The sequence below is a fragment of the Streptomyces sp. SudanB5_2050 genome (genome assembly GCF_964272335.1).
GTDB lineage: Bacteria > Actinomycetota > Actinomycetes > Streptomycetales > Streptomycetaceae > Streptomyces > Streptomyces rochei.
Map to the genome: position 1 here is coordinate 7,237,321 of NZ_OZ186760.1, position 25,781 is coordinate 7,263,101.

The 25,781-nt window shown below is 72.5% G+C and carries 25 protein-coding genes; 19 read left to right on the forward strand and 6 right to left on the reverse strand.

Features of this window, described 5'->3' with window-relative positions; genetic code table 11:
* Positions 1-18: 18 nt before the first annotated feature.
* Positions 19-780 (reverse strand): FadR/GntR family transcriptional regulator, encoded by a 762-nt coding sequence (locus ACFZP7_RS31860; RefSeq protein ID WP_019330766.1) that lies wholly within the window; start codon positions 778-780, stop codon positions 19-21.
* A 239-nt stretch (positions 781-1,019) separates the two neighbouring features.
* Here ACFZP7_RS31860 and ACFZP7_RS31865 point away from each other — a divergent pair, with 239 nt between their 5' ends.
* From ACFZP7_RS31865 to ACFZP7_RS31890, 6 genes are read left to right on the forward strand one after another with little or no spacing between them, the layout of a single operon-like run.
* Positions 1,020-2,387 carry an MFS transporter gene (locus ACFZP7_RS31865; protein ID WP_029394597.1) on the forward strand — a complete coding sequence of 456 codons (1,368 nt, stop codon included), beginning with the start codon at positions 1,020-1,022 and terminating at the stop codon, positions 2,385-2,387.
* Positions 2,384-4,141 (forward strand): dihydroxyacetone kinase family protein, encoded by a 1,758-nt coding sequence (locus ACFZP7_RS31870; protein ID WP_385637455.1) that lies wholly within the window; start codon positions 2,384-2,386, stop codon positions 4,139-4,141. Before ACFZP7_RS31865 ends, ACFZP7_RS31870 begins: the two co-directional genes overlap by 4 nt.
* Positions 4,142-4,152: 11 nt before the next feature.
* On the forward strand, positions 4,153-4,635 hold the full coding sequence (locus ACFZP7_RS31875; protein WP_046250147.1) for a ribose-5-phosphate isomerase: 483 nt from the start codon (positions 4,153-4,155) through the stop codon (positions 4,633-4,635).
* Positions 4,635-5,420 (forward strand): triose-phosphate isomerase, encoded by a 786-nt coding sequence (locus tag ACFZP7_RS31880; RefSeq protein ID WP_385637457.1) that lies wholly within the window; start codon positions 4,635-4,637, stop codon positions 5,418-5,420. Before ACFZP7_RS31875 ends, ACFZP7_RS31880 begins: the two co-directional genes overlap by 1 nt.
* Positions 5,420-6,220, forward strand: a complete 801-nt coding sequence (locus ACFZP7_RS31885) for a sugar phosphate isomerase/epimerase family protein (RefSeq protein WP_385637459.1) — start codon at positions 5,420-5,422, stop codon at positions 6,218-6,220. The genes ACFZP7_RS31880 and ACFZP7_RS31885 overlap by 1 nt, the downstream gene beginning before the upstream one ends.
* On the forward strand, positions 6,220-7,095 hold the full coding sequence (locus tag ACFZP7_RS31890) for a phosphogluconate dehydrogenase C-terminal domain-containing protein (protein WP_385637461.1): 876 nt from the start codon (positions 6,220-6,222) through the stop codon (positions 7,093-7,095). The genes ACFZP7_RS31885 and ACFZP7_RS31890 overlap by 1 nt, the downstream gene beginning before the upstream one ends.
* A gap of 57 nt (positions 7,096-7,152) precedes the next feature.
* Here ACFZP7_RS31890 and pepE read toward each other — a convergent pair whose 3' ends face one another.
* Complete coding sequence (pepE, locus tag ACFZP7_RS31895; RefSeq protein WP_385637464.1) at positions 7,153-7,878, reverse strand: dipeptidase PepE; 726 nt, start codon at positions 7,876-7,878, stop codon at positions 7,153-7,155.
* Between the two features lie 44 nt (positions 7,879-7,922).
* Positions 7,923-8,756 carry an IclR family transcriptional regulator gene (locus ACFZP7_RS31900; protein ID WP_019330758.1) on the reverse strand — a complete coding sequence of 278 codons (834 nt, stop codon included), beginning with the start codon at positions 8,754-8,756 and terminating at the stop codon, positions 7,923-7,925.
* A 159-nt stretch (positions 8,757-8,915) separates the two neighbouring features.
* On the opposite strand from ACFZP7_RS31900, the gene ACFZP7_RS31905 reads away from it, so the two are divergent.
* The 8 genes from ACFZP7_RS31905 to ACFZP7_RS31940 all read left to right on the forward strand — a co-directional run bounded on the left by ACFZP7_RS31905 (position 8,916) and on the right by ACFZP7_RS31940 (position 16,802).
* Entirely contained in the window at positions 8,916-9,869 is a 954-nt protein-coding gene (locus ACFZP7_RS31905; RefSeq protein ID WP_385637466.1) for a DUF1177 domain-containing protein, read from the forward strand.
* 2 nt (positions 9,870-9,871) lie between these two features.
* Positions 9,872-11,269, forward strand: coding sequence for a cytosine permease (locus ACFZP7_RS31910; protein WP_031015227.1), 1,398 nt, complete (start codon positions 9,872-9,874; stop codon positions 11,267-11,269).
* A complete protein-coding gene (locus ACFZP7_RS31915) occupies positions 11,266-12,597 on the forward strand; it encodes a M20/M25/M40 family metallo-hydrolase (protein WP_385637469.1) in 1,332 nt (443 codons plus the stop codon). The genes ACFZP7_RS31910 and ACFZP7_RS31915 overlap by 4 nt, the downstream gene beginning before the upstream one ends.
* 103 nt (positions 12,598-12,700) lie before the next feature.
* Positions 12,701-12,865 carry a 50S ribosomal protein L33 gene (gene rpmG, locus ACFZP7_RS31920; RefSeq protein ID WP_019330754.1) on the forward strand — a complete coding sequence of 55 codons (165 nt, stop codon included), beginning with the start codon at positions 12,701-12,703 and terminating at the stop codon, positions 12,863-12,865.
* Between the two features lie 129 nt (positions 12,866-12,994).
* Positions 12,995-14,071, forward strand: a complete 1,077-nt coding sequence (locus ACFZP7_RS31925; protein WP_385637472.1) for a polyprenyl synthetase family protein — start codon at positions 12,995-12,997, stop codon at positions 14,069-14,071.
* Positions 14,072-14,292: 221 nt separating this feature from the next.
* Positions 14,293-14,577 carry a hypothetical protein gene (locus ACFZP7_RS31930; protein WP_030976085.1) on the forward strand — a complete coding sequence of 95 codons (285 nt, stop codon included), beginning with the start codon at positions 14,293-14,295 and terminating at the stop codon, positions 14,575-14,577.
* Positions 14,570-15,628 carry a polyprenyl synthetase family protein gene (locus tag ACFZP7_RS31935; RefSeq protein WP_385637475.1) on the forward strand — a complete coding sequence of 353 codons (1,059 nt, stop codon included), beginning with the start codon at positions 14,570-14,572 and terminating at the stop codon, positions 15,626-15,628. The genes ACFZP7_RS31930 and ACFZP7_RS31935 overlap by 8 nt, the downstream gene beginning before the upstream one ends.
* A 13-nt stretch (positions 15,629-15,641) precedes the next feature.
* Entirely contained in the window at positions 15,642-16,802 is a 1,161-nt protein-coding gene (locus tag ACFZP7_RS31940) for an oxygenase MpaB family protein (RefSeq protein ID WP_019330750.1), read from the forward strand.
* Between the two features lie 23 nt (positions 16,803-16,825).
* Here the strand turns inward: ACFZP7_RS31940 and ACFZP7_RS31945 are convergent, their stop codons facing one another.
* Together ACFZP7_RS31945 and ACFZP7_RS31950 are read right to left on the reverse strand one after the other, a co-directional pair.
* Entirely contained in the window at positions 16,826-17,248 is a 423-nt protein-coding gene (locus ACFZP7_RS31945; protein ID WP_019330749.1) for a DUF350 domain-containing protein, read from the reverse strand.
* Between the two features lie 142 nt (positions 17,249-17,390).
* A complete protein-coding gene (locus ACFZP7_RS31950) occupies positions 17,391-18,488 on the reverse strand; it encodes a DUF475 domain-containing protein (protein WP_385637478.1) in 1,098 nt (365 codons plus the stop codon).
* 199 nt (positions 18,489-18,687) lie between these two features.
* Here ACFZP7_RS31950 and ACFZP7_RS31955 point away from each other — a divergent pair, with 199 nt between their 5' ends.
* The 4 genes from ACFZP7_RS31955 (at position 18,688) to ACFZP7_RS31970 (ending at position 22,886) form a co-directional block, all read left to right on the forward strand.
* Positions 18,688-19,134 (forward strand): Fur family transcriptional regulator, encoded by a 447-nt coding sequence (locus ACFZP7_RS31955; RefSeq protein ID WP_019330747.1) that lies wholly within the window; start codon positions 18,688-18,690, stop codon positions 19,132-19,134.
* 24 nt (positions 19,135-19,158) lie between these two features.
* Positions 19,159-21,381 carry a catalase/peroxidase HPI gene (katG, locus tag ACFZP7_RS31960; protein ID WP_030976093.1) on the forward strand — a complete coding sequence of 741 codons (2,223 nt, stop codon included), beginning with the start codon at positions 19,159-19,161 and terminating at the stop codon, positions 21,379-21,381.
* Positions 21,382-21,563: 182 nt separating this feature from the next.
* A complete protein-coding gene (locus tag ACFZP7_RS31965; RefSeq protein WP_385637480.1) occupies positions 21,564-22,562 on the forward strand; it encodes a phosphotransferase in 999 nt (332 codons plus the stop codon).
* Between the two features lie 57 nt (positions 22,563-22,619).
* Positions 22,620-22,886, forward strand: a complete 267-nt coding sequence (locus ACFZP7_RS31970) for a hypothetical protein (RefSeq protein ID WP_019330744.1) — start codon at positions 22,620-22,622, stop codon at positions 22,884-22,886.
* A gap of 3 nt (positions 22,887-22,889) precedes the next feature.
* Here the strand turns inward: ACFZP7_RS31970 and ACFZP7_RS31975 are convergent, their stop codons facing one another.
* Positions 22,890-23,864: a MerR family transcriptional regulator gene (locus ACFZP7_RS31975; RefSeq protein ID WP_125770884.1), complete on the reverse strand. Its 975-nt coding sequence runs from the start codon at positions 23,862-23,864 to the stop codon at positions 22,890-22,892.
* 87 nt (positions 23,865-23,951) lie between these two features.
* Between ACFZP7_RS31975 and ACFZP7_RS31980 the strand changes: the two genes are divergently transcribed.
* Positions 23,952-25,478: an alpha/beta fold hydrolase gene (locus ACFZP7_RS31980; RefSeq protein ID WP_385637483.1), complete on the forward strand. Its 1,527-nt coding sequence runs from the start codon at positions 23,952-23,954 to the stop codon at positions 25,476-25,478.
* Positions 25,479-25,781: the final 303 nt, after the last annotated feature.

Sequence of the window (25,781 nt, forward strand, 5' to 3'; positions counted from 1 at the left end):
GCGGAGGGGGCGTACGGGTCAGGCGTCGCCGTCCACGGAGGCGCGCAGCCGTGCGCTGGCCATCCTCATGTGCTCGGCCATGGCCCGGTCGGCGGCCTCCGGGTCGCGCGCGCGGATCGCCTCCAGGACCGCGTCGTGCTCGCACAGCGTGCCGCTGACGGTGCCCTCGATGTCGCTGACGCGTTCCATCCACACCTGGAGCAGCGCACGGATGCTGTGCAGGATGTCGCTGAGCACGCTGTTGCGCGCGATGCGGGCCGTCTCCAGGTGGAAGGCGATGTCGGCGTCGATGAACGCCGTGACGTCGCCGCCCGCGTCCCGCATGTGCTGGAGGTGCTCCTCCAGCCGGGCCACGTCCGCGTCGGTCGCGCGCTCGGCCGCCAGCCGTGCCGAGACACCCTCCATGTACGTGCGCACCTCGACCAGGTCCTGGGTGCGCCGCTGGCCCAGCATCAGCCCCCAGTTGATCGCCCGGGGCAGGAACTCCGAGGTGCCCTCGCGCACGTAGGAGCCGGAGCCCGGCCGGATCTCGATGATGCCGAGCACGTCCAGGGCGGAGAGCGCGCCGCGCACACTGGACCGCGCCACGCCCAGCGCCTCGGCGAGCTGCCGTTCGGCGGGCAGGCGCGTGCCGGGCCGGATGTCACCGGCCGAGAGGTGGTCGAGGAGCCGCTTGGCGACCTCGCTGACGGACGACTCGCGCACCACGGGCCGCAGGAGCTGCGCGAGGTCGGGCGCGGCGGCGGAGCTGTGCTGATCAGGCTGACTGGTCACGGTCACCAGTCAACCAGATGCCGTACTCACCTGGCTGACCAGGCAGTTCACCTCCGCCACGGTCGTGGTTTGTCAAGAGTTCGGGCGCTGGGAAATCTATGACCGTCGCCACACTGGTAAATTGGTGACCAATTTGAATCGGAGGCATAGCGTGAAGGCGAACCGGCCGGCCGCCCCCTTTGTGGCGGACCGCCGGGCACGACCCACCCCGGACAGAGCTGTCCGGGCGAGCCGAGGAGTCGCCCATGGGTGCCCAAGCGCCATCCGCGGCAGTCGAGAGAACTGCCATCAAGAAGGTCTCAGTCCGCCTCGTGCCGTTCGTGGCGCTGATGTTCTTCGTGAACTATCTGGACCGCACGGCCGTCTCGTTCGCCGAACCGAACGGCATGGGACAGGACCTCGCCCTGACCGCCGCCCAGTTCGGCTTCGCCTCCGGGATCTTCTTCCTCGGCTACATCGTGCTCGAGGTCCCCAGCAACATGGCCCTGCACCGCTTCGGCGCCCGCCGCTGGCTGGCCCGGATCATGGTGACCTGGGGCATCGTCTCCCTGCTGTTCACCTGGGTCAGCAGCAGCGGCCAGCTCTACACCCTGCGCTTCCTGCTCGGTGTCGCCGAGGCCGGCTTCTTCCCCGGCGCCATCCTCTTCCTCAGCCAGTGGGTGCCCTCCCGCCACCGCACCAAGATCCTCGGCCTGTTCTACCTCGCCCAGCCGCTCACCACCGTGTTCGGCGCCCCGCTGGCGGGCTGGCTGATCGGCCGCCACGGCCTGTTCGGCCTCGAGGGCTGGCGCGTGATGTTCCTGTTCGTCTCGCTGCCCGCGATCGTCCTGGGCGTCGTCGCCTGGTTCTACCTGATCGACAAGCCCGCCGACGCCAAGTGGCTCACCCCCGCCGAACGCGACTGGCTGACCGCCGAGCTGGCCGCCGAGAACGCCCGGAAGACGGGCCACGAGGGACAGCACGCCAAGGGCGACCTGAAGCGGGCCTTCACCAGTGGCCGGGTCTGGACCCTCGCCGTCGTCTACTTCGGCTTCGTCTACGGCCTCTACGCCCTCGCCTTCTTCCTGCCGACGATCATCAACGGCTTCCAGGAGCAGTACGACACCACGTTCAGCGTGATGGACAAGGCGTGGATCACGGCCATCCCGTACCTGCCGGCCGCCGTCGTCCTCTTCTTCTGGACCCGGCACGCCACCCGTCACGGCACCCGCACCTGGCATGTGGCCGGACCGGCCGTCGTCGGCGGCCTCTCCATCCCGCTGGCCCTCTACATGGGCTCGCCGACCGCCACGGTCGCCGTGATCACCGTGACCGCCTGCGCCATCTTCGCCGCCCTGCCGGTCTTCTGGTCCGTGCCCTCCCGCTTCCTGACCGGTGCCGCCGCCGCGGCCGGCATCGCCCTGATCAACACGGCGGGCAACATCGCCGGCTTCGCCTCCAGCTACATCACCGGCTGGCTCAAGGACTGGACCGGCGCCTACTACGTGCCGCTCTACCTCGTCGGCTTCTTCATGCTGCTGTCCGCCGTCCTGATGATCCGGCTCGCCACCCGCCACCGCACCGACGAACCGACCCCCGACCCCGAGCGCCGGACCATGGAGGCCCTGCGATGACCCGCCTGTTCAACGACCCCGCCGCCTTCGCCGACGAGGCGCTGGAAGGGTTCGCCGCCGCGCACCGGCGCTGGGTGCGCCCCGTCACGGGCGGCGTCGTCCGGGCGACCCGCACCCCGGCCGGACAGGTCGCCGTCGTGATCGGCGGCGGCTCGGGGCACTACCCGGCCTTCTCCGGCCTGGTCGGACGCGGACTGGCCCACGGCGCCGCGGTCGGCAACGTCTTCGCCTCGCCCTCCGCCCAGCAGATCCGCTCGGTCGCCAGGGCCGCCCACGGCGGCGCCGGTGTGCTGCTGATGTACGGCAACTACGCCGGTGACGTCCTGCACTTCGGGCAGGCCGCCGAGCGCCTGGCCGCCGACGGCATCGACGCCCGGACCTTCGCCGTCGCCGACGACATGGCGAGCGCGGGTCCCGACGAGTCCGCCGAGCGCCGCGGCATCGCCGGTGACCTGCCCGTCTTCAAGGCGGCCGCCGCCGCGGCCGAGCAGGGCCTCGCCCTGGACGACGTGGTGCGCGTCGCCGAACGGGCCGGCGCCCGCACCCGTTCCTTCGGCATCGCCTTCTCCGGCTGCACCCTGCCCGGTGCCGACCACCCCCTCTTCACCGTCCCCGAGGCCCGCATGGCCGTCGGCCTCGGCATCCACGGGGAGCCCGGCATCGGCGAGGAACCTCTGCCGACCGCCGACGAGGCGGCCCGGCTGCTGGTGGACACCCTGCTGAAGGAACTCCCCGAGGACGTCCCGGGGCCGCGGGGGCAGCGCGCCGCCGTCGTCCTCAACGGCCTCGGCTCGGTCAAGTACGAGGAACTGTTCGTCGTGTACCGCAAGGTCTCCGCCCTCCTCGGGGACGTCGGGGTGGAGATCGTCGACCCCGAGGTCGGCGAACTCGTCACCAGCTTCGACATGGCCGGCGTCTCCCTCACCCTGACCTGGCTGGACGAGGAGCTGGAGGAGCTGTGGCGGGCGCCGGCCGACACCCCGGCCTTCCGCAAGGGCACCCTCGACGCACCCGTGCCCGACGCCGGCGAGCCGTCGGCCGAGGAGGACGCGGACCCGGCCGTACCCCCGGCCTCCGAGGACTCCCGGCACGCCGCGGCGACCGTACTGGCCGCCCTGGAGGCGGTGGCCGCCACCGTCGACACCCATGTCGAGGAGCTGGGCCGCATCGACGCCGTGGCGGGCGACGGCGACCACGGCATCGGCATGCGGCGGGGGTCCACCGCCGCACGCGGCGCCGCCGCCGACGCCCACGCGCGCGGAGCGGGCGCCGGCACCGTCCTGGCCCGTGCCGCCGACGCCTGGGCCGACCGGGCGGGCGGCACCTCCGGCGCGCTGTGGGGCGCGATCCTGCGCTCCCTCGGCACCGCGCTGGGCGACCGGGACGCACCGGACGCCGGCCGGGTCGCCGCCGGGGTGACCGAGGCGTCCGCCGCCGTCCGCAGGCTCGGCGGGGCCGCGGTCGGCGACAAGACGATGGTCGACGTCCTCGTGCCCTTCGCCGAGACGCTGGCCGCCGCCGTGGCCGACGGACAGGCCCTCACCGACGCGTGGGACCGTGCCGCCATCTCCGCCACCGAGGCGGCGGCCGCCACCGCCGCACTGCTGCCCCGCAAGGGCCGGGCCCGCCCGCACGCCGAGAAGTCCCTCGGCACCCCCGACGCCGGAGCCCACTCCCTCGCCCTGATCACCCGCGCCGTCCACGGCGTCCTGATCCGGCGCCCCCACGAAGACCACCCCCACGACCACCACTGAGGAAAGCCGAGATGACCGACAAGCTCCGCATCGTCGTCGGGTCCGACGACGCCGGTTACCAGTACAAGGAAGCCCTCAAGCAGGACCTGGCCGGCAGCGCCCTGGTCGCCGAGGTCACCGACGTCGGCGTCGATGCCGACGGGCACACCGCCTACCCGAAGGTCGCCATCGCCGCCGCCGAGATGGTCGCCCGCGGCGAGGCCGACCGCGCCCTGCTGGTGTGCGGGACCGGACTCGGCGTGGCCATCGCCGCCAACAAGGTCAAGGGCATCCGGGCGGTCACCGCCCACGACTCCTTCTCCGTCGAGCGGGCGATCCTCTCCAACAACGCGCAGATCCTCACCTTCGGCCAGCGTGTCATCGGCCTCGAACTGGCCCGCCGCCTCGCCGCCGAATGGCTCACCTACCGCTTCGACGAGAGTTCCGCGTCGGCGGCCAAGGTCCAGCTGATGTGCGACTACGAGACCGGCGCGGGCGACGGGGCAGCCGCCTGATGACCAGCCCCGCCCCGTCACCCGTCCTGCTGGGGGTGAGCCTGAAGATGTACTTCGGCCACCACCAGACCCTCAACTGGGCCCGCAGGATCGCCGCCCTCGCCGACCGCCACCCCGCCGTCACCTCCGGCGCCGCCCGCCTGTTCGTCCTCCCCGCCTTCCCGACCCTGGTCCCGGCCGCCGGCATCCTCGCCCCCTACGGCGTCGCCCTCGGCGCCCAGGACATCGCCACCGAGGACAGCGGCCCCTACACCGGCGAGGTCGGCGGCCCCGTCCTCAAGGAGATCGGCTGCCGCTACGCCGAGGTCGGCCACGCCGAGCGCCGCCGCCTGTACGGCGAGGGCGACACCGTCGTCGCCGCCAAGACCGCCGCCGCCCTGCGCAACGGCCTCACCCCCGTCCTCTGCGTCGGCGAACGCGACGCGTCCGACGCCTCGGACGCCGCCGCCCGCACGGTCGCCGAGGCGGAGCGCCTGCTGCACGGCCTGGAGGGCGCCGTCGTCCTCGCCTACGAACCCCAGTGGGCCATCGGTGCCCCCGAGCCCGCCTCCGCCGACCACATCGGCACCGTGTGCACCGCCCTGCGCGACTGGCTGGACACCCGTCCCGAGCACACCGGCTCCACCGTCGTCTACGGCGGCAGCGCGGGCCCCGGCCTCCTCACCCGTCTGAACGGAACCGCGGAAGGGCTGTTCCTCGGCCGGTTCGCCCACGACCCGGCGGGCGTCGAGGCCATCCTCGACGAGATCCGTTCCCCGGCCCCGGCCCCGGCGGCGGTGGCGTGATGGCGTACGGCATCAGCACCTACGCGTACTTCTGGCGGGTCTCCGACCGCGCGCCCGAGCCGATGACCCTGCCCGCGATGCTGCGGGACACGGCCGCGCTCGGCGGCGAGGTCTTCCAGATCTGCGACTACGCCCCGATCGAGTCCTACGACGCCGCACGGCTCGCCGACGTCCGCGCCACCGCCGACGACCTCGGCCTCACCCTGGAGCTGGGCACCCGCGGCATCCGCCCCGAGCACCTGCTCAAGTACCTCGACATGGCGGGCGAACTGGGCGTCACCCTGGTCCGCTCCATGCTCAACACGGCCGACCACCGGCCGGACACCGCCGAGGCGGTCGCCCTGCTGAAGGAAGCGGTGCCGCGCTACGCCGACGCCGGCGTCACCCTCGGCCTGGAGACCTACGAACAGGTCGCCACCGACGACCTGGTGGACGTCGTACGCGCCGTCGACGACCCGCACCTCGGCATCGTCCTGGACCCGGGCAACAGCGTCGCCCGGCTGGAACGCCCCGTGGACGTGGTGACCGCCACCGCGCCGTACGTGGTCAACATCCACGTCAAGGACTTCGCCTTCACCCGCCGCGACGGCTGGGTCGGTTTCACCTACGCCGGCTGCCCGCTCGGCGAGGGCCTCCTCGACCACGACGGCATGGTCGCCGCCGTCCGTCCCGCCGAGCGCGGCATCAACCAGATCGTGGAGCACTGGCTCCCGTGGCAGGACGAGGGCTACGAGGCCACCGCCCGGCTCGAACACCAGTGGACGCAGCACAGCATCGACACCCTCCTGAGGAGCAAGTAATGGCCACCGAGATCCAGACCCAGGTCGACGTCAAGACCGTCGCCGTCATCGGGGCCGCCGGCAAGATGGGCCAGCGCGTCTCCGACAACCTGGTCGACAGCGACTTCCGGGTCCTCTTCAGCGAGGCGTCGCCCAAGGGCCGGGAGCTGATCCGCGACCTCGGCCGCGAACTGACCGAGTCGAAGGACGCCGCCGCCGAGGCCGACGTCGTCATCCTCGCCGTGCCGGACGTCGTCCTCGGCAAGGTCTCCGAGGAACTGGTGCCGCTGATGAAGCCCGGCACGATCGTCCTCACCCTCGACCCGGCCGCCGCCTACGCCGGCCTCCTCTTCGCCCGCGAGGACATCCACTACGCCTGCGCCCACCCCTGCCACCCCTCGGTGTTCCTGGAGCGCACCACCAAGGAGGAGTGGCAGGACACCTTCGGCGGCATCGCCGCCCCGCAGGAGGTCGTCGCCGCCTACGAGGGCGGGGACGCCGCCAAGCAGGAGCTGGCCGAGTCCGTCATCCGCGTGATGTACGCGCCGGTCGTCGACGTCCACTGGGTCACCGTCAAGCAGCTCGCCGTGCTGGAGCCCACCCTCGTGGAGACCATCGCCTGCATGGTCGGCGCCCTGCTGACCGAGGCCCTGCACGAGACCGTCCACACCGTCGGCGTCCCCGAGAAGGCCGCCCGCGCGATGCTGCTGGGCCACACCCAGGTCGCCCTGGCCAACACCCTCAAGGGCTCCAACCCCTTCTCGGACGCCTGCCTGATCGCCATGGACTACGGCCGTGAGTCGATCGTGCGCGAGGACTGGAAGAAGGTCTTCGAGGACGAGGAACTCGACAAGGTCATCACGCGGATGCTGAAGATCAAGGAGATCAAGCGCTGACGCACCCCGCGGGTGCGACGCCGGAGGCCGCCGAGCGGGCCTCCGGCGTCGGCGTGCCTAGGCCCGCGTGTCGAACGCGGCCGTCACCCGCAGCAGTTCGGACACGTCCGAACCGACCGCGATCTCGCGCGGCTGACCGCCCCGCCGGAACAGCCGGGCGTCCCGCTCGCCCCCGATCACGGCGCGGTCGCCCTCCACCCGGAGCCAGGAGCCTTCCCGCAGCCCGAGCACGGGCACGTCGTTCTCCTCCAGGAACTCCGTCAGCCGTTCCTCACGGGTCTCGCCCTTGTGCGTCGAGGCGGGGTCCGGGTCGAGGTAGTGCGGGTTGATCTGGAAGGGGACCAGTCCCAGCGCCTCGAAGGACGGAGGCTCGACGATGGGCATGTCGTTGGTGGTGCGCAGCGAGGGCGCCGCCATGTTCGTACCGGCGCTGGCCCCCATGTAGGGCAGCCCGCCGCCCACCGCCTCGATCAGCGCCTCCCGCAGTCCCGTGCGGTACAGGGCGCTCAGCAGCCGGAAGGAGTTGCCGCCGCCGACGAACACCGCGTCCGCCTCACCCAGCCGGGCCGTCGGGTCGCCGCCCTCGTGCACCCCCCGCACCTCGATGCCCGCGCCGGTGAGTGCGCCGCGCACCTTGGCGGTGTAGGCGTCGTGGTCGGCGAGGGCGTACGGAACGAACGCCAGCCGCGCACCGCGGGGCAGGAAGCCGGTCACGGTGTCGAGGGCGTGTTCCAGGTAGCCGCGGCCGTACTGGGTGGAGTTGGACAGGAGCAGCAGATTCACGGGGGTGTCCTCGTCGACGGGTCGGATCGGTGACGCGTGGATGGTCAGGCGGTACGGGGAGAGCGCGGGCGGCGCTGGTGCTGCGGCGGGTGCGTCAGGCGCCGCTCCAGCAGCCGGGCGGCGCGGCGCAGCACCTCCAGGCGGTCCTCGGGCCCCTCGGGGAAGCGCTCCTTGGCGGCACCGAGGCTGAGGCTGCCGTACGGCTCGGAGCCGAGGAACACGGGCACGGCGACCGTGCCGATGCCGGCGTCGTACTCGCCGACGGTCCAGGCGTAGCCCTGGGCGCGCACCCGGCGGAACTCCTGCTCCAGCTGGTCCGGGTCGGTCACCGTGCGCTCGGTGAAGCGCGCCATGGGGCGGCCGCGGAAGAGCCGGTGGCGCTGGTCGTCGGGCAGGAAGGCGTAGTACGACTTGCTCGTGGCACCCGCGTGCGCCGGGTACAGCTCGCCGACCAGCGGGTAGTAGCGCAGCGGTCCCTCCTCGCCCTCGACGGCCGCGACACAGCGCATGTGGAAGCTGTCGGGCAGGCAGAACAGGACGGTGTCGCCGGTCGCCGCGCGCAGGTCCTGGAGGACCGGTTCGGCGAGCAGTTCCAGCGAGCCCGAGCGCTCCCAGAGCCGGCCCAGGCGCAGGGCGGCCGGGCCGATGCGGTAGCGGCGCGTCGCCGGGTCGGAGACCAGGAAGCCGCGGCCCGCGAGCGTGGACAGCAGCCGCTGGGCGACCGAGGTGTCCCAGCCGAACTCGCCGGCGATCTCCGTCACGCCCCAGTCGGGCCGGCTGCGCTCGAAGGCCAGCAGCACCAGCAGCGCCCGGTCGACGGTCTGCAGGGCCCCGGCCGGCGTCTTGCGGTCCGAGGGCTGGACGGGCCGATCGGCCATGGCGGCTCTCCTCGTCGTGCGGTCACGGATGCGGTCGCCGTCCCGCGCATCTCACGATGCAGACCTGAATTGCAGATAGCGGGAAACAGTTGCGGAGAACGTTAATCGATCCGGAACCTGCTGTCAGCACCGCCCAGGTGCGGATCAGGAGAACCGCCCATGTTGAAGTACGTCCTGGACCTCGTGGATCTGCTGGACGATCCCGACGTCGACGGCAAGCGCGTCGCCGCCCACCTCGACTCCGTGGCCGGACCCGAGGGCTCCGGCGCCGAGGTCACCACCGTCACCGGCGAGCGCGGCTCGACGGACTTCGTGCTCGTCCGCGTCCCGGGCCGCAGCGGGCGTACCGCCGGCGGTACGGCCCGCACGCTCGGAGTGGTCGGACGCCTCGGCGGCATCGGGGCCCGCCCGGAGATGACCGGTCTGGTCTCCGACGCCGACGGAGCCGTCGCCGCGCTCGCCACCGCCGCCAAGCTGCTGGACATGCGCCGGCGCGGGGACGTGCTCGACGGTGACGTGATCGTCGCCACCCACATCTGCCCGGACGCCCCGACCGCGCCGCACGACCCGGTGCCCTTCATGGACTCGCCGGTCGACATCGCGACCATGAACCGGCACGAGGTCACCGGCGAGATGGAGGCCGTGCTCTCGATCGACACCACCAAGGGCAACCGGATCATCAACCACAAGGGCCTCGCCCTGTCGCCCACCGTCAAGGAGGGCTGGGTGCTCAAGGTGAGCGAGCAGCTGGGGGAACTGCTGGCGGTGGTGACCGGTGAGCCGTTGGTCACGTACCCGGTGACCACCCAGGACATCACCCCGTACGGTAACGGTGTACACCACATCAATTCGATCCTGCAGCCGGCCACGGCGACGGCCGCCCCGGTCGTCGGCCTCGCGATCACCTCCGCCGCGGCGGTGCCCGGCTGCCAGACGGGCGCCAGCCACGAGACCGACATCGCGGCGGCGGCCCGGTTCGCCGTCGAGACCGCCAAGGCCTACGGCGGCGGACGCCTCGACTTCCACGACGACCAGGAGTTCGACGCGCTCGTGTCCCGCTACGGCTCCCTGACCCACCTGCAGACCTTCGGCCGCGAACCCCGGGAGTCGTGATCATGGCCGCGAACGACAGCACCGCCCCCGAGGCGGGCGGCACCAAGGCCGTGGGCAGCGACGACTACGCCCTGTCCCGCGTCCCGCGCGACAAGCGGCTCGGCTTCTGGACGATGCTGCTCCAGTGGCTCGCGCAGTCCGGCTCCATCTCGCAGTTCACCCTGGGCGCCACCATCGGCGTCGGCATGTCCTTCGGCGACGCCTTCCTCGCCTTCACCCTCGGCGCGGTGATCCTCGAGGTCGTGATCTTCGCGATCGGGCTGGCCGGCATGCGCGAGGGCCTGGCGACCCCGCTGCTCACCCGCTGGGCCGGCTTCGGCCGCAACGGCTCCGCGCTGGTCAGCCTGGTCATCTCGGTCAGCCTCGTCGGCTGGTTCGGCGTACAGAACACGATCTTCGGCGACAGCGTGTCCGCGCTCGTCGGCGGCCCCTCCTGGCTGTGGTGCACGGCCGCCGGCCTCGCCATCACCGTCCTGGTGATCTTCGGCTTCCGGTACATGGCGGTCTTCGCGAAGATCGTGACACCGCTGTTCTTCGCGATGGTCGCCTGGTCGGTCACCGACGCGCTGAGCGACCACTCGCTCACCGAGCTGATCAACTCCCCGGCCCCCGGCGAGACCATCCCCCTCGCCGTCGCCGCGACCGCCATCGCGGGCGGCTTCATGACCGGTGCGATCGTCTCGCCGGAGATGACCCGCTACAACCGCAAGGGCAGTCACGTCTTCCTGCAGAGCGCCTCGTCGATGATCCTGTCCGAGTACATCGTCGGCATGACCGGCGTCCTCCTCGGCCACATGGTCGGCAGCGGCCAGGTCTCCCAGATCGTGCTCTCCACCTCCGGCGTCTTCGGCGTGCTCGTCGTCCTGATGTCCACCGCGAAGATCAACGACTGGAACCTCTACGGCTCCTCGCTGGGCGTCGTCAACTTCTTCCAGGTCGTCTTCAAGAAGCGCGTGCACCGCGGCGCGGTCACCATCGTGCTGGGCATCGCCGGCACCCTGCTGTCCGCCGTCGGCATGATGACCCACTTCACCGACTTCCTGTCGGTGCTGGGCGTCGCCATCCCGCCGGTGGGCGGCATCATCGTCGCCGAGTACTGGGTGGTCCGCCGCATGCGCGCACCCCTGGACGCCACCCGCGAGTCCGAGACCCTGCCGGCCACCTCGCCGACCTGGGTGCCGATGTCCCTGGTCATCTGGGCCGCCGCCTTCTGCGTCGGCAAGTTCTACGACGGCGGCATCCCCGCCCTGAACTCCCTGCTGACCGCGTTCGTCCTGTACAGCGTCCTCGGCCTGGCCGGCTGGATCAGGACGTACGGCACCACCACCCTCGACGATGACGACGAAGCCGCCGACCGCACCCCGGCGGCGTCCGGCACCGCCCCCGTAGGAGCACCGTGAGCACCAGCCCCGTCCCTGTCCCCGCCCCCGCCTCCAAGGAGGCGCAGCGCGAGGTCGTCGACCTGTGCGCGGAGCTGATCCGCTTCGACACCTCCAACCCCACCAGCGACGAGCGCGCCTGCGCCGACTGGGTCGTGGCCCGGCTCGCCGAGGTGGGCATCGCCTCGGAACTGGTGGAGAGCGCCCCGGGCCGCGCCAACGTCATCGCCCGCATCCCCGGCGCCGACCCGGCGCGCGGCGCCCTGCTGGTGCACGGCCACCTGGACGTCGTGCCGGCGGACCCCGCCGAATGGCAGGTGCCGCCGTTCTCCGGCGAGATCCGCGACGGCTACCTGTGGGGGCGCGGCGCCATCGACATGAAGGACACGGTGGCCGTCATGCTGGCCACCGCCCGGCACTTCGCCCGCACCGGCACCCGGCCGGCCCGGGAGATCGTCCTCGCCTTCCTCGCCGACGAGGAGGCCGGCGGCAAGTTCGGCGCCCACTGGCTGGTCGAGCACCGGCCCGAGCTGTTCGCCGGGGTCACCGAGGCGATCGGCGAGGGCGGTGGCTTCAGCTACGCCCTGGACGACACCCGGCGCCTCTACCCGATCGAGAACGCCCAGCGCGGCATGGCGTGGATGGAGCTGACGGCGTCCGGCCGGGCCGGGCACGGCTCCTCCCCGAACGACGAGAACGCCGTCACCGACCTCGCCGAATCGCTCACCCGCATCGGCCGGCACACCTTCCCGGTCCGCCTCATCGAACCGGTGCGCGCCCTGCTCACCGAGGCCGCCCGTCTCCAGGGCGTCGACCTCGACCTGGACGCCGACGACCTGGACGCCGAACTGGCCAAGCTCGGCCATGTCGCCGACTTCATGCAGGTCGTGCTGCGCAACTCGGCCAACCCCACCATGTTCACGGCCGGCTACCAGACCAACGTCATCCCGGGCCGGGCCACCGCCCGCGTCGACGGCCGTTTCCTGCCCGGCCACGAACAGGAGCTGATCGACACCATCGACGCCCTGCTTCTGCCCTCGGTCTCCCGTGAGTGGGTCAACCACGACATCGCCATGGAGACCACCTTCGACGGCCCCCTCGTCGACGCCATGTGCGCGGCCGTGCGCGCCGAGGATCCCGACGGCCACCCGGTGCCGTACTGCAACCCGGGCGGTACCGACGCGAAGGCGTTCACCGAGCTGGACATCCGCTGCTTCGGCTTCAAGGGCCTCAAGCTCCCGCACGACCTCGACTACGGCCGCCTCTTCCACGGCGTCGACGAACGGGTGCCGCTGGAGGGCCTGCGCTTCGGCGTGCGGGTGATGACCCGGCTGTGGCAGGAGTGCTGACCGGCACGACGGTGGGAATGCGCCGGCGGGCGCCGGTGTTGTGAGCCGTGACCGACATGCGCGGGACGGAACGGCGGCCCGCGCCGCGGTCGGAAGGAGCACCATGGCACGCAGCACCGCACGCCCGGTCGTCAGACTGAAGTCGACCGCCGGGACCGGCGTCACCTACGTCACCCGCAAGAACCGCCTCAACGACCCCGACCGGCTCGTCCTGCGCAAGTACGACCCGGTGGCGGGCGAGCACGTCCCGTTCCGCGAGGAACGCTGACCCACCTCCGCACCACGGCCCGGCCCCGCCCGCCCAGGCGGGCCGGGCCGCGCCGCGTCACCCTTCGCCGATCACCTCCTGGGAGACTGTCGGGCGTGTCACCCGCCAGGCATTCAGGAGGACTTCGTCATGACCGAGCAGCCGCGCGACCGCGTCGCCCGGTACGGGCGCCGTTTCGACCGGGTCTTCGCCGAGTACTTCGACGGCCTCGACAAGACGCTGGAGGCTCCGGCGTTCAGCCGCTACACCCCGGACTGTCTGGCGTTGCTCCGTGACCTGTCCCTGCGGGGAGGCAAGCGGATGCGGGTCGTCCTGGTGCACGAGGCCGCGCGCCTGGTGCGCGACGACGCGCCGGCCGAGGCGCTGGACGCCGCCGCGCTGAGTGTCGAGCTGCTGCAGACGCACGGTCTCGTCCACGACGACCTCATCGACGACAGCGCCACCCGCAGGGGCGGGCCCACCACCTACCGCGCCTACCTCGACCGGTTCCCCGGCCACCCGCGGGCCGCGCTCGGGCTCACCGTCCTCGCCGGCGACCTGGCGCTCGCCCTCTCGCTGCGGGTGCTCCTGGACGCCGACCTGCCGGTCGAGCTGCGGCAGGCGATGACCGAGGTCCAGGTCCGGGCCGCGGCCGACACCTTCGTCGGCCAGATCACCGACCTGGAGCGGGACTTCGCCCCCGGCACACCCGACGAGGAGATCCTCCACGACGTCGCCGACCACAAGTCGGCCCGCTACTCGGTCCTCGCGCCGCTGCGCCTCGGGCTCCTCGCGGCCGGTGGGGAACCGGGCCTCCACGACGCGGAACTGCGGCGCTACGCACGGCTGGTGGGCATCTGCGGCCAGATGCGTGACGACTACCTCGACCTGTTCGGCGACGCCGCCGCGATGGGCAAACCGACGGGCGCAGACATCCGCGAGGGACGACGCAGCTACACGGTCGCCCGTCTGCTGTCCACCGTGAGCGGCTCCGAGCAGGCACTTCTGGAGCGGGCTCTGGGAGACCGGGACTGCACCGAGGAGACCGTCGCCGCGATCCGTGAGATCGGCGAGCGCCACGGCGTGCCCGCCCAGTTGCGGGCGGACATGAGTCGCTGCGCCGAGCAGGCCGCGGAGGTGGCGGCCGCTTGGCGCCCGCGGTGGCGCGAGGAAGCGGTCGCGTTCTTCGAGCGACTGCCCCAGTGGAGTGTCGACCGGGACGGATGACCGTACCGGCCCCCGCCCCCCGGCCCCCGCCCTTCCGGCAGCCGCGGCGACGCGCCTCCGCGTCGGTCGCCACGCGCGGGGGGCCGGGCCGTCCGACGCCTGTTCCCCCTGTCGCTCAAAGGGGAATACCGGATCTTCCGCCCCGGGAGCCGGGTCATGCTCGGACCTGATGCGCCGCTGACCAGGCGCATCGGTCACGACACGACTCCTGGGGGAGAGGCATGACGCACTCGGCGAGACGGGGCGACGGTCCGGACGACCAGGCCGTACTGCTGGCGGCCGGACTCGCGGACCTGGCGGTGAGCACCCTCGGCACGGCGGTCGGCGCGGTGCGCGGACTGTTGCGCCGCTCGGACACCGCCGACCTGGTCCGGGAAGCAGAACAGGATCTCCGGGCCCGGGGCAGACTGGCCCTGGACCGGTACGCGAACGTGCCACCGGCCCACCTGGAGGTGCTCGCGCGGCAGGTGCGGGCGCGAAGGGCGGCCGACGCCGGCGATGACTGACCGCTGGGACCCGGCCGCCTTCAAGGCGCGCGTCGACGCCGTACTGCACGCCTTCCTCGACGAGGAGTCCCGGCACCTGCTGGCCGTGGACGACACCCTCGCACCCGTCGCCGAGCAGCTCCGCACCGCGGCCGGGCACGGCAAACGGCTGCGCGCGGCCTTCTGCTACTGGGGCTGGCGGGCGGCCGGACAACCCGACAGCGACGCCCTGGTACGGGCCGCCGCGTCGATGGAGCTGGTGCACGCGGCGGCGGTCGTCCACGACGACCTCATCGACGACAGCGCACTGCGCCACGGCCTGCCCACCGTCCACGAGGCGCTGGCGTCCGTGCTGGCCCAAGGCGGCCATCCACGGGCCCGGCCGGCCGCCCGGTCGCTGGCCATGCTGGTGGGCGATCAGCTGATGGCCCTGGCGGCGGAGCTGTTCGCCGCCAGCGGCCTGCCCGCCGCCTACCTCTCCCGGGCCCGGCACCTGTGGGCCGCCCTCGCCCGCGAACTCGTGGCCGGGGAGTGCCTGGAGATCCTGCACACCGGCGGACCACCGGACACCGGGACCTCACTGAAGGTGGTCCGGTACAAGACCGCCAAGTACACCGTCGAACACCCCCTGCTCATCGGCGGCCTGCTGGCCGGCGCCGGCCAGGGACTGCGGGACGCCTACTCCGCGTACGGCCTGCCCCTCGGCGAGGCGTTCCAGCTCCGCGACGACCTGCTCGGCCTCTTCGGCGACCCGGAGCACACCGGCAAGGAGGGCCTGGACGACGTGCGCGCCCAACGCCCCACCGCGCTGCTGGCCGAGACCTGGCGGGCGGCCGACGACCGGCAGCGCGCACGGCTGCGAGGCGTGCTGGGCCGCGGCGACCTGGACGAGGGGCACCTGCGCGAGGTACGCGCGCTCATGCGGGAACTGGGCGCGCCGCAGCGCGTCGAGCGGATGATCCACGCCCGCGTGGAACAGGCCACCCGCGCCCTGGACACCGCCGGCGTCCCGCCGCACGCGCGCCGGGCGCTGCGCGACCTCGCCCGGCAGGCCACCGACCGCATCCACTGACGAGGAGACCGCGATGACCCACACCGAGACGTCGATGAACGCCCTGCGCCACAGCGGCGACGAACTGGCCGACGCCGTCGTCGCCACCCTGTTCGAGCGCGGCGAGGTCGGCAAGTTCAACTCCCTGATGCGCTACGTCTCCACCGCGGGCCAGGAACTGCCCGACGGCCTGCCCGGGGTGGCCCGCGAGTACCTGCGGGCCACCGGCACCCCGCCGGACTGGGTGGACTGGTCCGAGATGGAGAAGGCCCGCCTCTTCTTCATCGACAACAACGTGCACATCTCCACCGCGCTGTCGTTCGCCTCCATGCCCGCCTGCTACGTCGTCCCGCACGTGGCCAGGCTGCTCTCGGCCACCCACGGGCTGAGCTACCCCTCCAAACGCATGGCGGAGACCGGCCAGTTCACCGTCTACCTCATGCAGCCCGACGCCTTCGAGGCCGGCGGCCGCTTCATCCCGGCGGCCCAGAAGGTGCGTCTGCTGCACGCCGCCATCCGCCACCACCTGAAGCGGGAGGACCGCTGGGACACCGAGGCCCTCGGCACGCCCATCTGCCAGGAGGACATGATCGGCGGGCAGATGTTCTTCTCCCTGCTCGTCCTGGACAGCCTGCACCGCCTGGGCATCCACATGTCACAGGAAGGAGCCGAGGCCTACTACTACGCCTGGCGCGTGGTCGGTGCCGTCCTCGGCGTCGACCAGACGGCCGTCCCCACCACGCTCGACGGGGCGCGGCAGTTCCTCGACCTGTACATGCTGCGCCACATGGGCCCCTCGCCGGAGGGCGCGCACCTGACCCGGCAGCTCATCGACCTGTACGAGGAGGTCGTCCCCGGCACCCTCTTCGACCCGGTGGTCTCCGCGCTGATCCGCTACCTCGTCGGCGACACCTGCGCCGACTGGCTGGAGGTTCCCCGCACCCGTTGGGACACCGTCGTCAAGGCCGCTCCGCACCTCCTCGGCGTCCTGGAGACGATCGAGGACCGCTCACCCTTCGGAGCCTGGGCGCTGGACCGGCTGGGCCACCTCACCACGGCCCTGGAACTGTCCACCCTGACCCGGGGACGCGTCATGCACTACGCGATCCCCGAACAGCTGAAGAAGGACTACGGCGTGACGGGCGCCGCCTCCCGCACCCGTCGCTGGACCCCGCCGCCCGCCACCGTGTCCTGAACGTCCCGAACCACCGCGCGGCGTCAGGCGATGGACGCCGATATGACCGCCGACACGGCGAGGTTGCAGGACGCCGTGACCCACACCGCCGGGTGCGGCTCCGGCTCCACCAGCGTGGCGCCCAGCCGTCCCGGCGTGATCAGGTCGACGACCCAGAACGCGATCGCCATCATGACGAGGCCCAGCAGCCCGAAGGCCGCGGTCGACACCAGGCCCTTGCCGAAGTCCTCGTACGTCGTCCAGATCGAGGTGAAGACGATGCCGCCGATGCCGAGCAGCGCGGAGCTGAGCACCATGGCCGCGTTGCGGTTGCGCTGCTCCCAGATCTGCCGGCCGAGCTTTCCGGGCGTCAGCACGTCGACCAGGACGATGCCGAGGACCAGGAGGACCAGGCCGAGACCGCCGTAGGCGGTGGCGCGGCCGAGTCCGTTGACGATGTCGCTCATGGGGTTGCCGGCTCCGTAGCGTCAGGGATCGCGATCGATCGTGGTCAGGGCGGTGCACAATGCAGCGCGCAAAATGTAGCGCACCCGTTCGGCCGCTCCACCCCCGCGGTACGGCATCGCGGCTCATCCGCCGGACACGACGTCAGGAGGCCGCCGCCAGTCGCTTGTTGCGGCGGACGGAGGACAGGAACGACGACCCGATCAGGACGACCCCGATGAGGCCGGTGACGATCTCGTTGATCTCGTACTGGATGGTGACCAGGAGGATGACGGCGAGGGCGCCGATCGCGTAGTGGGCGCCGTGCTCCAGGTAGACGTAGTCGTCGAGGGTGCCCTGGCGGACCAGGTACACGGTCAGGGACCGGACGTACATCGCGCCGATGCCCAGGCCGAGGGCCATCAGGACGATGTCGTTGGTGATGGCGAAGGCGCCGATGACGCCGTCGAAGGAGAACGACGCGTCCAGGACCTCCAGGTAGAGGAACATGAAGAACGCCGCCTTGCCGGTGAGGGCCACGGCCGAGCGGGACCCGCCGCGCGCGGCCTTCTCCTCGGCCTCCTGCTCGCGCGCCTCCTCCCGTTCGAGTCGCTCCTCGAAGAAGCCGGAGAGGCCGCCGACGACCATATAGGTGATCAGCCCGCCGACACCGGCGAGCAGCACCGTCTCCGCCTTGTCGGCGTGGACGCCGCCGTGCTGGTGGGCGTGGGCGCCGAAGGTGATCGCCGAGACCAGCAGCACGATCAGCGCGATGCAGACCGACAGCATGTCGACCCTGCCGAGCTTCGCCAGCGGACGCTCCAGCCGGACGAGCCACTTGACGTCCCGGTCCTCGAAGACGAAGTCCAGGAAGATCATGAGGAGGAACATGCCGCCGAACGCGGCGATGGACGGGTGCGCGTCGGTCACCAGTTCCTGGTAGCGCTGCTTGTCCGTGAGCGCCAGATGGACCGCCGACCACGGGCTGAGCCGGGCACTGACGGCCACGATCACCACCGGGAAGACCAGGCGCATGCCGAAGACGGCGATCACGATGCCGACGGTGAGGAAGATCTTCTGCCAGAAGGCGCTCATCTTCTTCAGGATTCCGGCGTTGATCACCGCGTTGTCGAAGGACAGCGAGATCTCCAGCACGGCGAGGATGGCCACCAGACCGAAGGCCGTCCACCCGTCGTACAGCACTCCCGCGACCAGGCCGGCGGCGGTCACGGCGAAGGCCCAGCGGAACGTCTTCAACAGCACGGGCTGATCACTCACTCCTGTTGTCGGGCGGCGCCGGGATACGGCCTTCCCTGCCAGTGCCCACCCCTCACGTTGTCTACCACGATCGTTCGCGGCCACGACGGCACGCCGTGCGCGGCACACCGGCACCGGACCGTCACCGAAATGGATCGGTTCGTTTCCTTGAGGGGTTCGTGTTTACCGGAGTAGGTTCACCGGCATGACCGCATCCCGGGACCCGGCCGTCGCCGCGGAACTGCGCGGAGCCGGCCTGCGGGTGACCGCGGCCCGGGCCGCGCTGCTCGACACCGTCCGACGGGGCGATCACCTCGACGCCGAGGCGATCGCCGACGGGGTGCGCCGGCGCGTGGGTCACATATCCCTCCAGGCCGTGTACGAGGCGCTGCACGCCCTCACCGCGGCCGGGCTCGTGCGCCGCATCCAGCCGCCCGGCGGCCCGGCGCGGTTCGAGGGACGGGTGGGCGACAACCACCACCACGTGCTGTGCCGGTCCTGCGGAGCCCTCGCCGACGTCGACTGCGCCGTCGGCGAGGCGCCCTGCCTGACCGCCTCCGACGACCACGGCTTCTCGATAGACGAGGCCGAGGTCATCTACCGGGGCCTGTGCCCCGACTGCTCCACCTCCGGCAGTTCCACCGCACCTTGATCCGCCCCGTTCGGAAGGATTCCCATGTCCGAGAACCACGACGCCATCGTCACCGACGCGAAGACGGAGGAGACGGGCGGCTGCCCGGTCGCCCATGGACGTGCCCCGCACCCCACCCAGGGTGGCGGCAACCGTCAGTGGTGGCCGGAGCGGCTCAACCTGAAGATCCTCGCCAAGAACCCCGCCGTGGCCAACCCGCTGGGTGAGGAGTTCGACTACGCGGCGGCGTTCCAGGCGCTCGACCTCGAGGCCGTCAAACGCGACATCGCCGAGGTGCTGACCACCTCGCAGGACTGGTGGCCCGCCGACTTCGGCAACTACGGGCCCCTGATGATCCGCATGGCCTGGCACAGCGCGGGCACCTACCGCGTCAGCGACGGCCGCGGCGGCGCGGGCGCCGGCCAGCAGCGCTTCGCCCCGCTCAACAGCTGGCCGGACAACGGAAACCTCGACAAGGCCCGCCGCCTGCTGTGGCCGGTCAAGAAGAAGTACGGCCAGAGCATCTCCTGGGCCGACCTGCTGATCCTCACCGGCAACGTCGCCCTGGAGACGATGGGCTTCGAGACCTTCGGCTTCGCCGGCGGCCGCGCCGACGTGTGGGAGGCCGAGGAGGACGTGTACTGGGGGCCCGAGACCACCTGGCTCGACGACCGGCGCTACACCGGCGACCGCGAGCTGGAGAACCCGCTCGGCGCGGTCCAGATGGGCCTCATCTACGTCAACCCCGAGGGCCCCAACGGCAACCCGGACCCGATCGCCGCCGCCCGTGACATCCGGGAGACGTTCGGCCGCATGGCGATGAACGACGAGGAGACCGTCGCGCTCATCGCCGGTGGCCACACCTTCGGCAAGACCCACGGCGCCGGCCCCGCCGACCACGTCGGCGACGACCCCGAGGCCGCCTCCATGGAGGAGCAGGGCCTGGGCTGGCGCAGCACCTACCGCACGGGCAAGGGCGCGGACGCCATCACCTCCGGCCTGGAGGTCACCTGGACCTCGACGCCGACCCGGTGGAGCAACGGTTTCTTCAAGAACCTCTTCGAGTTCGAGTACGAGCTGGAGCAGAGCCCCGCCGGCGCCCACCAGTGGGTCGCCAAGGACGCCCCGGAGATCGTCCCCGACGCGCACGACCCGGCGAAGAAGCACCGCCCGCGGATGCTCACCACCGACCTGTCGCTGCGCTACGACCCGATCTACGAGCCGATCTCCCGCCGCTTCTACGAGAACCCGGACGAGTTCGCGGACGCCTTCGCCCGCGCCTGGTTCAAGCTCACCCACCGCGACATGGGCCCGAAGTCCCTGTACCTCGGCCCGGAGGTCCCCGAGGAGACCCTCATCTGGCAGGACCCGCTGCCCGAGGCGGAGGGCGAGCCCATCGACGCCGAGGACATCGCGACGCTCAAGACCAAGCTGCTGGAGTCGGGTCTGTCCGTCTCGCAGCTGGTGTCCACCGCGTGGGCCTCGGCGTCCACCTTCCGCGGCAGCGACAAGCGCGGCGGTGCCAACGGCGCCCGCATCCGCCTGGCGCCGCAGCGCGGCTGGGAGGTCAACGAGCCCGACGAGCTGGCCCAGGTCCTGCGGGTCCTGGAGGGCGTCCGGCAGGAGTTCAACTCCGGCGCCGGCGCCAAGAAGGTGTCCCTGGCCGACCTGATCGTGCTCGGCGGCACCGCCGCCGTCGAGAGGGCCGCCAAGGAGGCCGGCTTCCAGGTGGAGGTGCCCTTCGCCGCGGGCCGGGTGGACGCGACGGAGGAGCACACCGACGCCGAGTCGTTCGAGGCGCTCGAACCGACCGCCGACGGGTTCCGCAACTACTACGGCAAGGGCAACCGCCTGCCGGCCGAGTTCCTGCTGCTCGACCGGGCGAACCTGCTCACGCTGAGCGCGCCCGAGATGACCGTGCTGGTCGGCGGCCTGCGTGTGCTGGGCGCCAACTACCAGCAGTCGCAGCTCGGCGCGTTCACCCGGACGCCCGGCTCGCTGACCAACGACTTCTTCGTCAACCTGCTCGACCTGGGCATCACCTGGAAGTCGACGTCCGAGGACCAGACCACCTTCGAGGGCCGCGACGCCGCGACCGGCGAGGTCAAGTGGGCCGGTTCCCGCGCCGACCTGGTCTTCGGCTCCAACTCCGAGCTGCGGGCCCTCGCCGAGGTGTACGCCAGTGACGACGCGAAGGAGAAGTTCGTGCACGACTTCGTCGCCGCCTGGGTCAAGGTCATGAACCTCGACCGGTTCGACCTGGCCTGATCCACCTGATCCACCTGATCCCCCCGGACCGCGGGCCGACCGGAACCGGCCGGCCCGCGGTCCCGGCGTGTCCGGGTCCCGCCGTGACCCGGTCCCGCCCTGTCCCGGTGCCGGTCGCGCCTCTGCGTCACCGCCGCGGAAAAGCGCTGGCCGCCCGGTGCGCGGGCTGCTGGGATGACCCGATGAGCAGCGAGAACCCGGTGATCGTGGACCGCGGGCGGTTCCAGGACGCGGTGACGCCCTGGGACGACGTCGGCTGGCGGACCGCCGCCGTCGACTGGGCGACGGCCGCACTCGCCGCGCGGGGCCTGCGGCCGACGGGGGAGTGGCGCGTGCGGTCGCGGCCGTGGTCCGTCCTGGCACGCCTGCCCGTCGAGGGGCACGAGGCGGTCTGGTTCAAGGCGAACCCGCCGGCCAGTGCCTTCGAGGGTCCGCTGACCGCGGCCCTGGCCCGCTGGGCGCCCGGACAGGTGCTGGAGCCCATCGCGGTGGACGCCGGCCGAGGCTGGTCCCTGCTGCCCGACGGCGGACCGCTCCTCAGGGACGCACTGGACCGCGGCGCCGCCGGCCTGGAGGCGTGGGAATCACTCCTGCGCCGGTACGCGGCCCTCCAGCACGCCCTGACACCGCGCGCACGGGAGATCGAACGGCTCGGCGTCCCGCGCACGTCCGTCGGTGAACTGCCCGGCGTGCTCGACCGCTTCGACGACACACCGCTGCGGCCGGAGGAACGGCAGCGGCTGCGCCGGGTCCGTCCCCGTCTGGTGGACTGGTGCGACGAGCTGGCCACCCTCGGAGTCCCGGACTCCCTCGACCACGCCGACCTGCACGACGGTCAGGTCCTGCACCCCGCGCCGGGCACCTTCACCGTCCTCGACTGGGGCGACGCCGTCGTCTCCCACCCCTTCTGCAGTCTGGCCGTCCCCGCCCGCCGCGCCCGCGAGCGGTACGGCCCCGGGGTACGGGCACGGCTGCGCGACGCCTACCTGGAGGCGTGGACGGGAGACGGCCGGAGTCGGCGCGAGCTGCGGCGTGCGGTGGACCTCGCCTGGCGGCTCAGCGCACTGAGCCGGGCCGGGGCCTACGCCAGGGTGTTCCCCGCGTCCGGCGCCGCCGGCGCGGCGGTGACCGCCGAAGGTGCCCGCTGCCTGCTGGAACTTTTCGACGAGCCGCCGCCGTAGCAGCGGCGCCGGGCCCGGAATGGGGCCGTTGTCAGTGGCGGATGCGAGGCTGCGGGCATGGATGAGGTGGAGTTCATGCGGGGCCGGGTCTACGGAGCGGAGCACGACGACCCCGGACCGCGCGCCGGACGCGTCTACGCGCACCTGGTCGGCGGTCCGCTGGACGGTCTGCTCCTGGACATCACGGAGCTGACCGAGCGGGAGCGCGCCCGGGGCGTGTCCCTGGCGACGGAGATAGGGCGCTACGGGCCGGGCGGGCGTGCCGCGTACGCGCCGAGGCCGGAGGAACCACGCCGCTTCGACTGGCGGGGCGACCTGCCCTGACGGTCACACCGCGGACAGGGCCGGGGCCCCGGTCTGTCCGACCAGAGCGGCGAGCAGCCAGTCGTGCGCGGAGCCGGGCGTCGGCTCCGGGCGTCGGCCCGGCTCGGTGACGACCTCGGTCACGAGGTCCCAGTACCGGTCGATCCGCGGGTCGTCCGCGAGCTGCCCGGCCAGCCGACGGCGGAAATCCGGGCTGTCCCGGGTTCCGTACGCGCCGGTGTAGGCGTCGACGAAGCTGTCCAGCGCCTCCCCGGGCCGTGGGTCCCGGCCCCGCCGCATCTGGACACCCGCCAGCTCGTACGCCTCCGCCAGCCCCGCGTACAGCACGGCGGCCCCGCGCGCACCGGCCGCCCGGTGCGCCTCGGGCTGGGGCCGCGCCGTGCCCGGACACGGCGCGAGCGTCAGGGCGTTGAGGTGGGCGAAGGCGAGGACCTGGGCCGGGTCGGGGTCGTCCGGCGGTTGCGGCACCGCGACCTCCAGGAACGCCCGGACCGACCGGGCCGGCATCCGCGGCGGCAGCCAGCCGCGCCAGAACCGGACCAGTGGATCGGTGCTGGGCGGTAGGGACACGCCCCCGATCACGCTCAGCCGTTCGGCCCGTTCTCCGGGCGGACACTCCTGCACCAGGCGAAGGGCCGCCTCCCGCCAGCGCAGGGCCCGCAGCTCGGAGCCGAGTTCACGCAGCCGCCCGGCGACCGCGTCCTCCAGCGCGCCGCCCTCCCGCCCACCCTCGCCGCCGGCCGCGTCCTCCTCCAGGACCCGGCGCACCTGCGGGACCGACAGGCCCAGTGCGCGCAGGGAGCGGATCAGGCGCAGCCGGCCGAGTGCGTCGGAGCCGTACCGCCGGTGCCCGCCGGCGCTGCGGGCGGCCTCCGGAAGCAGACCCCGGTCGGAGTAGAAGCGGACGGTCTTGACGGTGACGCCCGCCCGCTCGGCCAGCTCCCCGATACCGCACAGACCGTCGTGGGACGTGAGCACTTGAACCTCCCTCAGGGGGAGTTCCTACCGTACCGGCGAACGCGGGCCGGTGATCGGGCCGGTCCGCCGGAGCACGGAGGAGAGGCCATGACCGCTTTCGTCCTGGTGTCGGGCATGTTCACCGGCACACACGTCTGGCAGGACACAGCCGCCCGGCTGACCGCGGCGGGCGCCGGGGCGCACCCGGTCGCCCTCACCGGGCTCGACGGCCCGCCCCGCCCGGAGGGCGGCGGGATCGACCTGGAGACCCACATCGCCGACGTCGTCGCGGTGCTCGACTCGGTCGGCGCGGCCGACCGGAAGGTCGTCCTCGTCGGTCACGACTACGGCATCCATCCGGCGGTCGGCGCCGCCGACCGGAGGGCCGGGCTCGTCGACCGGATCGTCTACCTGGACTCGGGCATGCCCAGGGACGGCGCCCCCGCCCTGGCCACCGTCCCCGACCAGTCGCTGCGCCAACGGCTGACCGCAGGGGGCGGTGGCGCCGGCGACGCGCTGCGTCCCCCGGCCACGCGCGCCGAATGGGATTCCTGGGGCAGCACCGAGGGCGTGTCCGACCCGCTGCTCGACCGTCTCACCGCCCTCGCCGCCCCGCAGCCGACGGGCACCCTGCTCCAGCCGCTCCGGCTGACCGGTGCGGTGGCGGACGTGCCCACCACCGGTGTGCTGTGCACCGGCAACGGCACGAGCATCGCGATGGTCCAGATGCTCGTGGGCTTCGGAGATCCCGCGCTGCGGGCCCTGGTCGATCCCCGGGTGACCTTCTTCGAGCTGGCCACCGGACACTGGCCGATGCTGTCCCGCCCCGCCGAACTGGCGGACGTACTGCTGCGGGCCGCGGCCGGCGAGGGGCACCGGCTGGAGCCCGTCGAGGAGACGGAACCGCCCGTACACCTGCGGCCGTTCGTGCTGGACGTCCCCGAAGTCCCCCGGGAGCGGCACGGGAACGTCGACCTGCACCTGCCCGACACCCGGGAACCGCGACCGGCGGTCCTCTTCGTGCACGGCGGCCCCGTCCCCGCGGACCTCCGTCCCACGCCGAGGGACTGGCCGACTCTGACGGGGTACGCGCGCTGCGCGGCGGCGGGCGGCGCGGTGGGCGCCGTCGTCGACCACCGCCTGCACGATCTGGCGGACTACGAGCGGGCGGCGGCCGACGTGGCCGCCGCCGTGGATCTGGTGCGGGCCGACCCCCGCGTGGACGCGGACCGGGTGGCGCTGTGGTTCTTCTCCGGCGGCGGCCCGATCGCGGCCGACTGGCTGGACGCGCCGCCTCCCTGGCTGCGCTGCCTCGCGGCCACCTACCCGGTCCTCGCACCGCTGCCCAACTGGGGGATGTCCGGCGACCGCTTCGACCCGGCGCGCGCGGTGGCGAACGCGGGTTCCCTGCCCGTCGTCCTCACCCGCGTGGGCCTGGAGATGCCCGAGATCGCGGCCACCGTGGAGAAGTTCCTCGCCGCGGCCGAGGAGTGCGGGGCGGACGTGGAGGTGGTCGACGTGCCGCACGGCCACCACGCCTTCGAGACCGTCGACCCGACCGACGAGTCCCGCGAGGCCGTACGCCGCGCGGTGCGCGCGGTCCTGACCCGCCTCGACCGGCCCGGCACCCGGTAGACGCGCACACCGACGCCGGGCCGGGACACCCGGTCCGGCGTCGCGGCATCCGGACGGCACGCGACAGAGAGTGGGCGGCAGAGGGCAGGCGGCAGGCGTGACGGTGGAGCGACGCACCGGCTTCCCCGCGCGCCCCGCATTCGATGCACCCGCCACTTTGTCCGGCGACGGGAAAAAGAAACGAGATCTTGTGCGGAACGGGTTACAGGTTCGGACCAAGCCCGCTAACTTCCTTGAAATGAACCGGTCATAAGCGTCTCCCGACCGGCGTTCGACGGCGCGACGGCGCGCGCCCCACTCCCT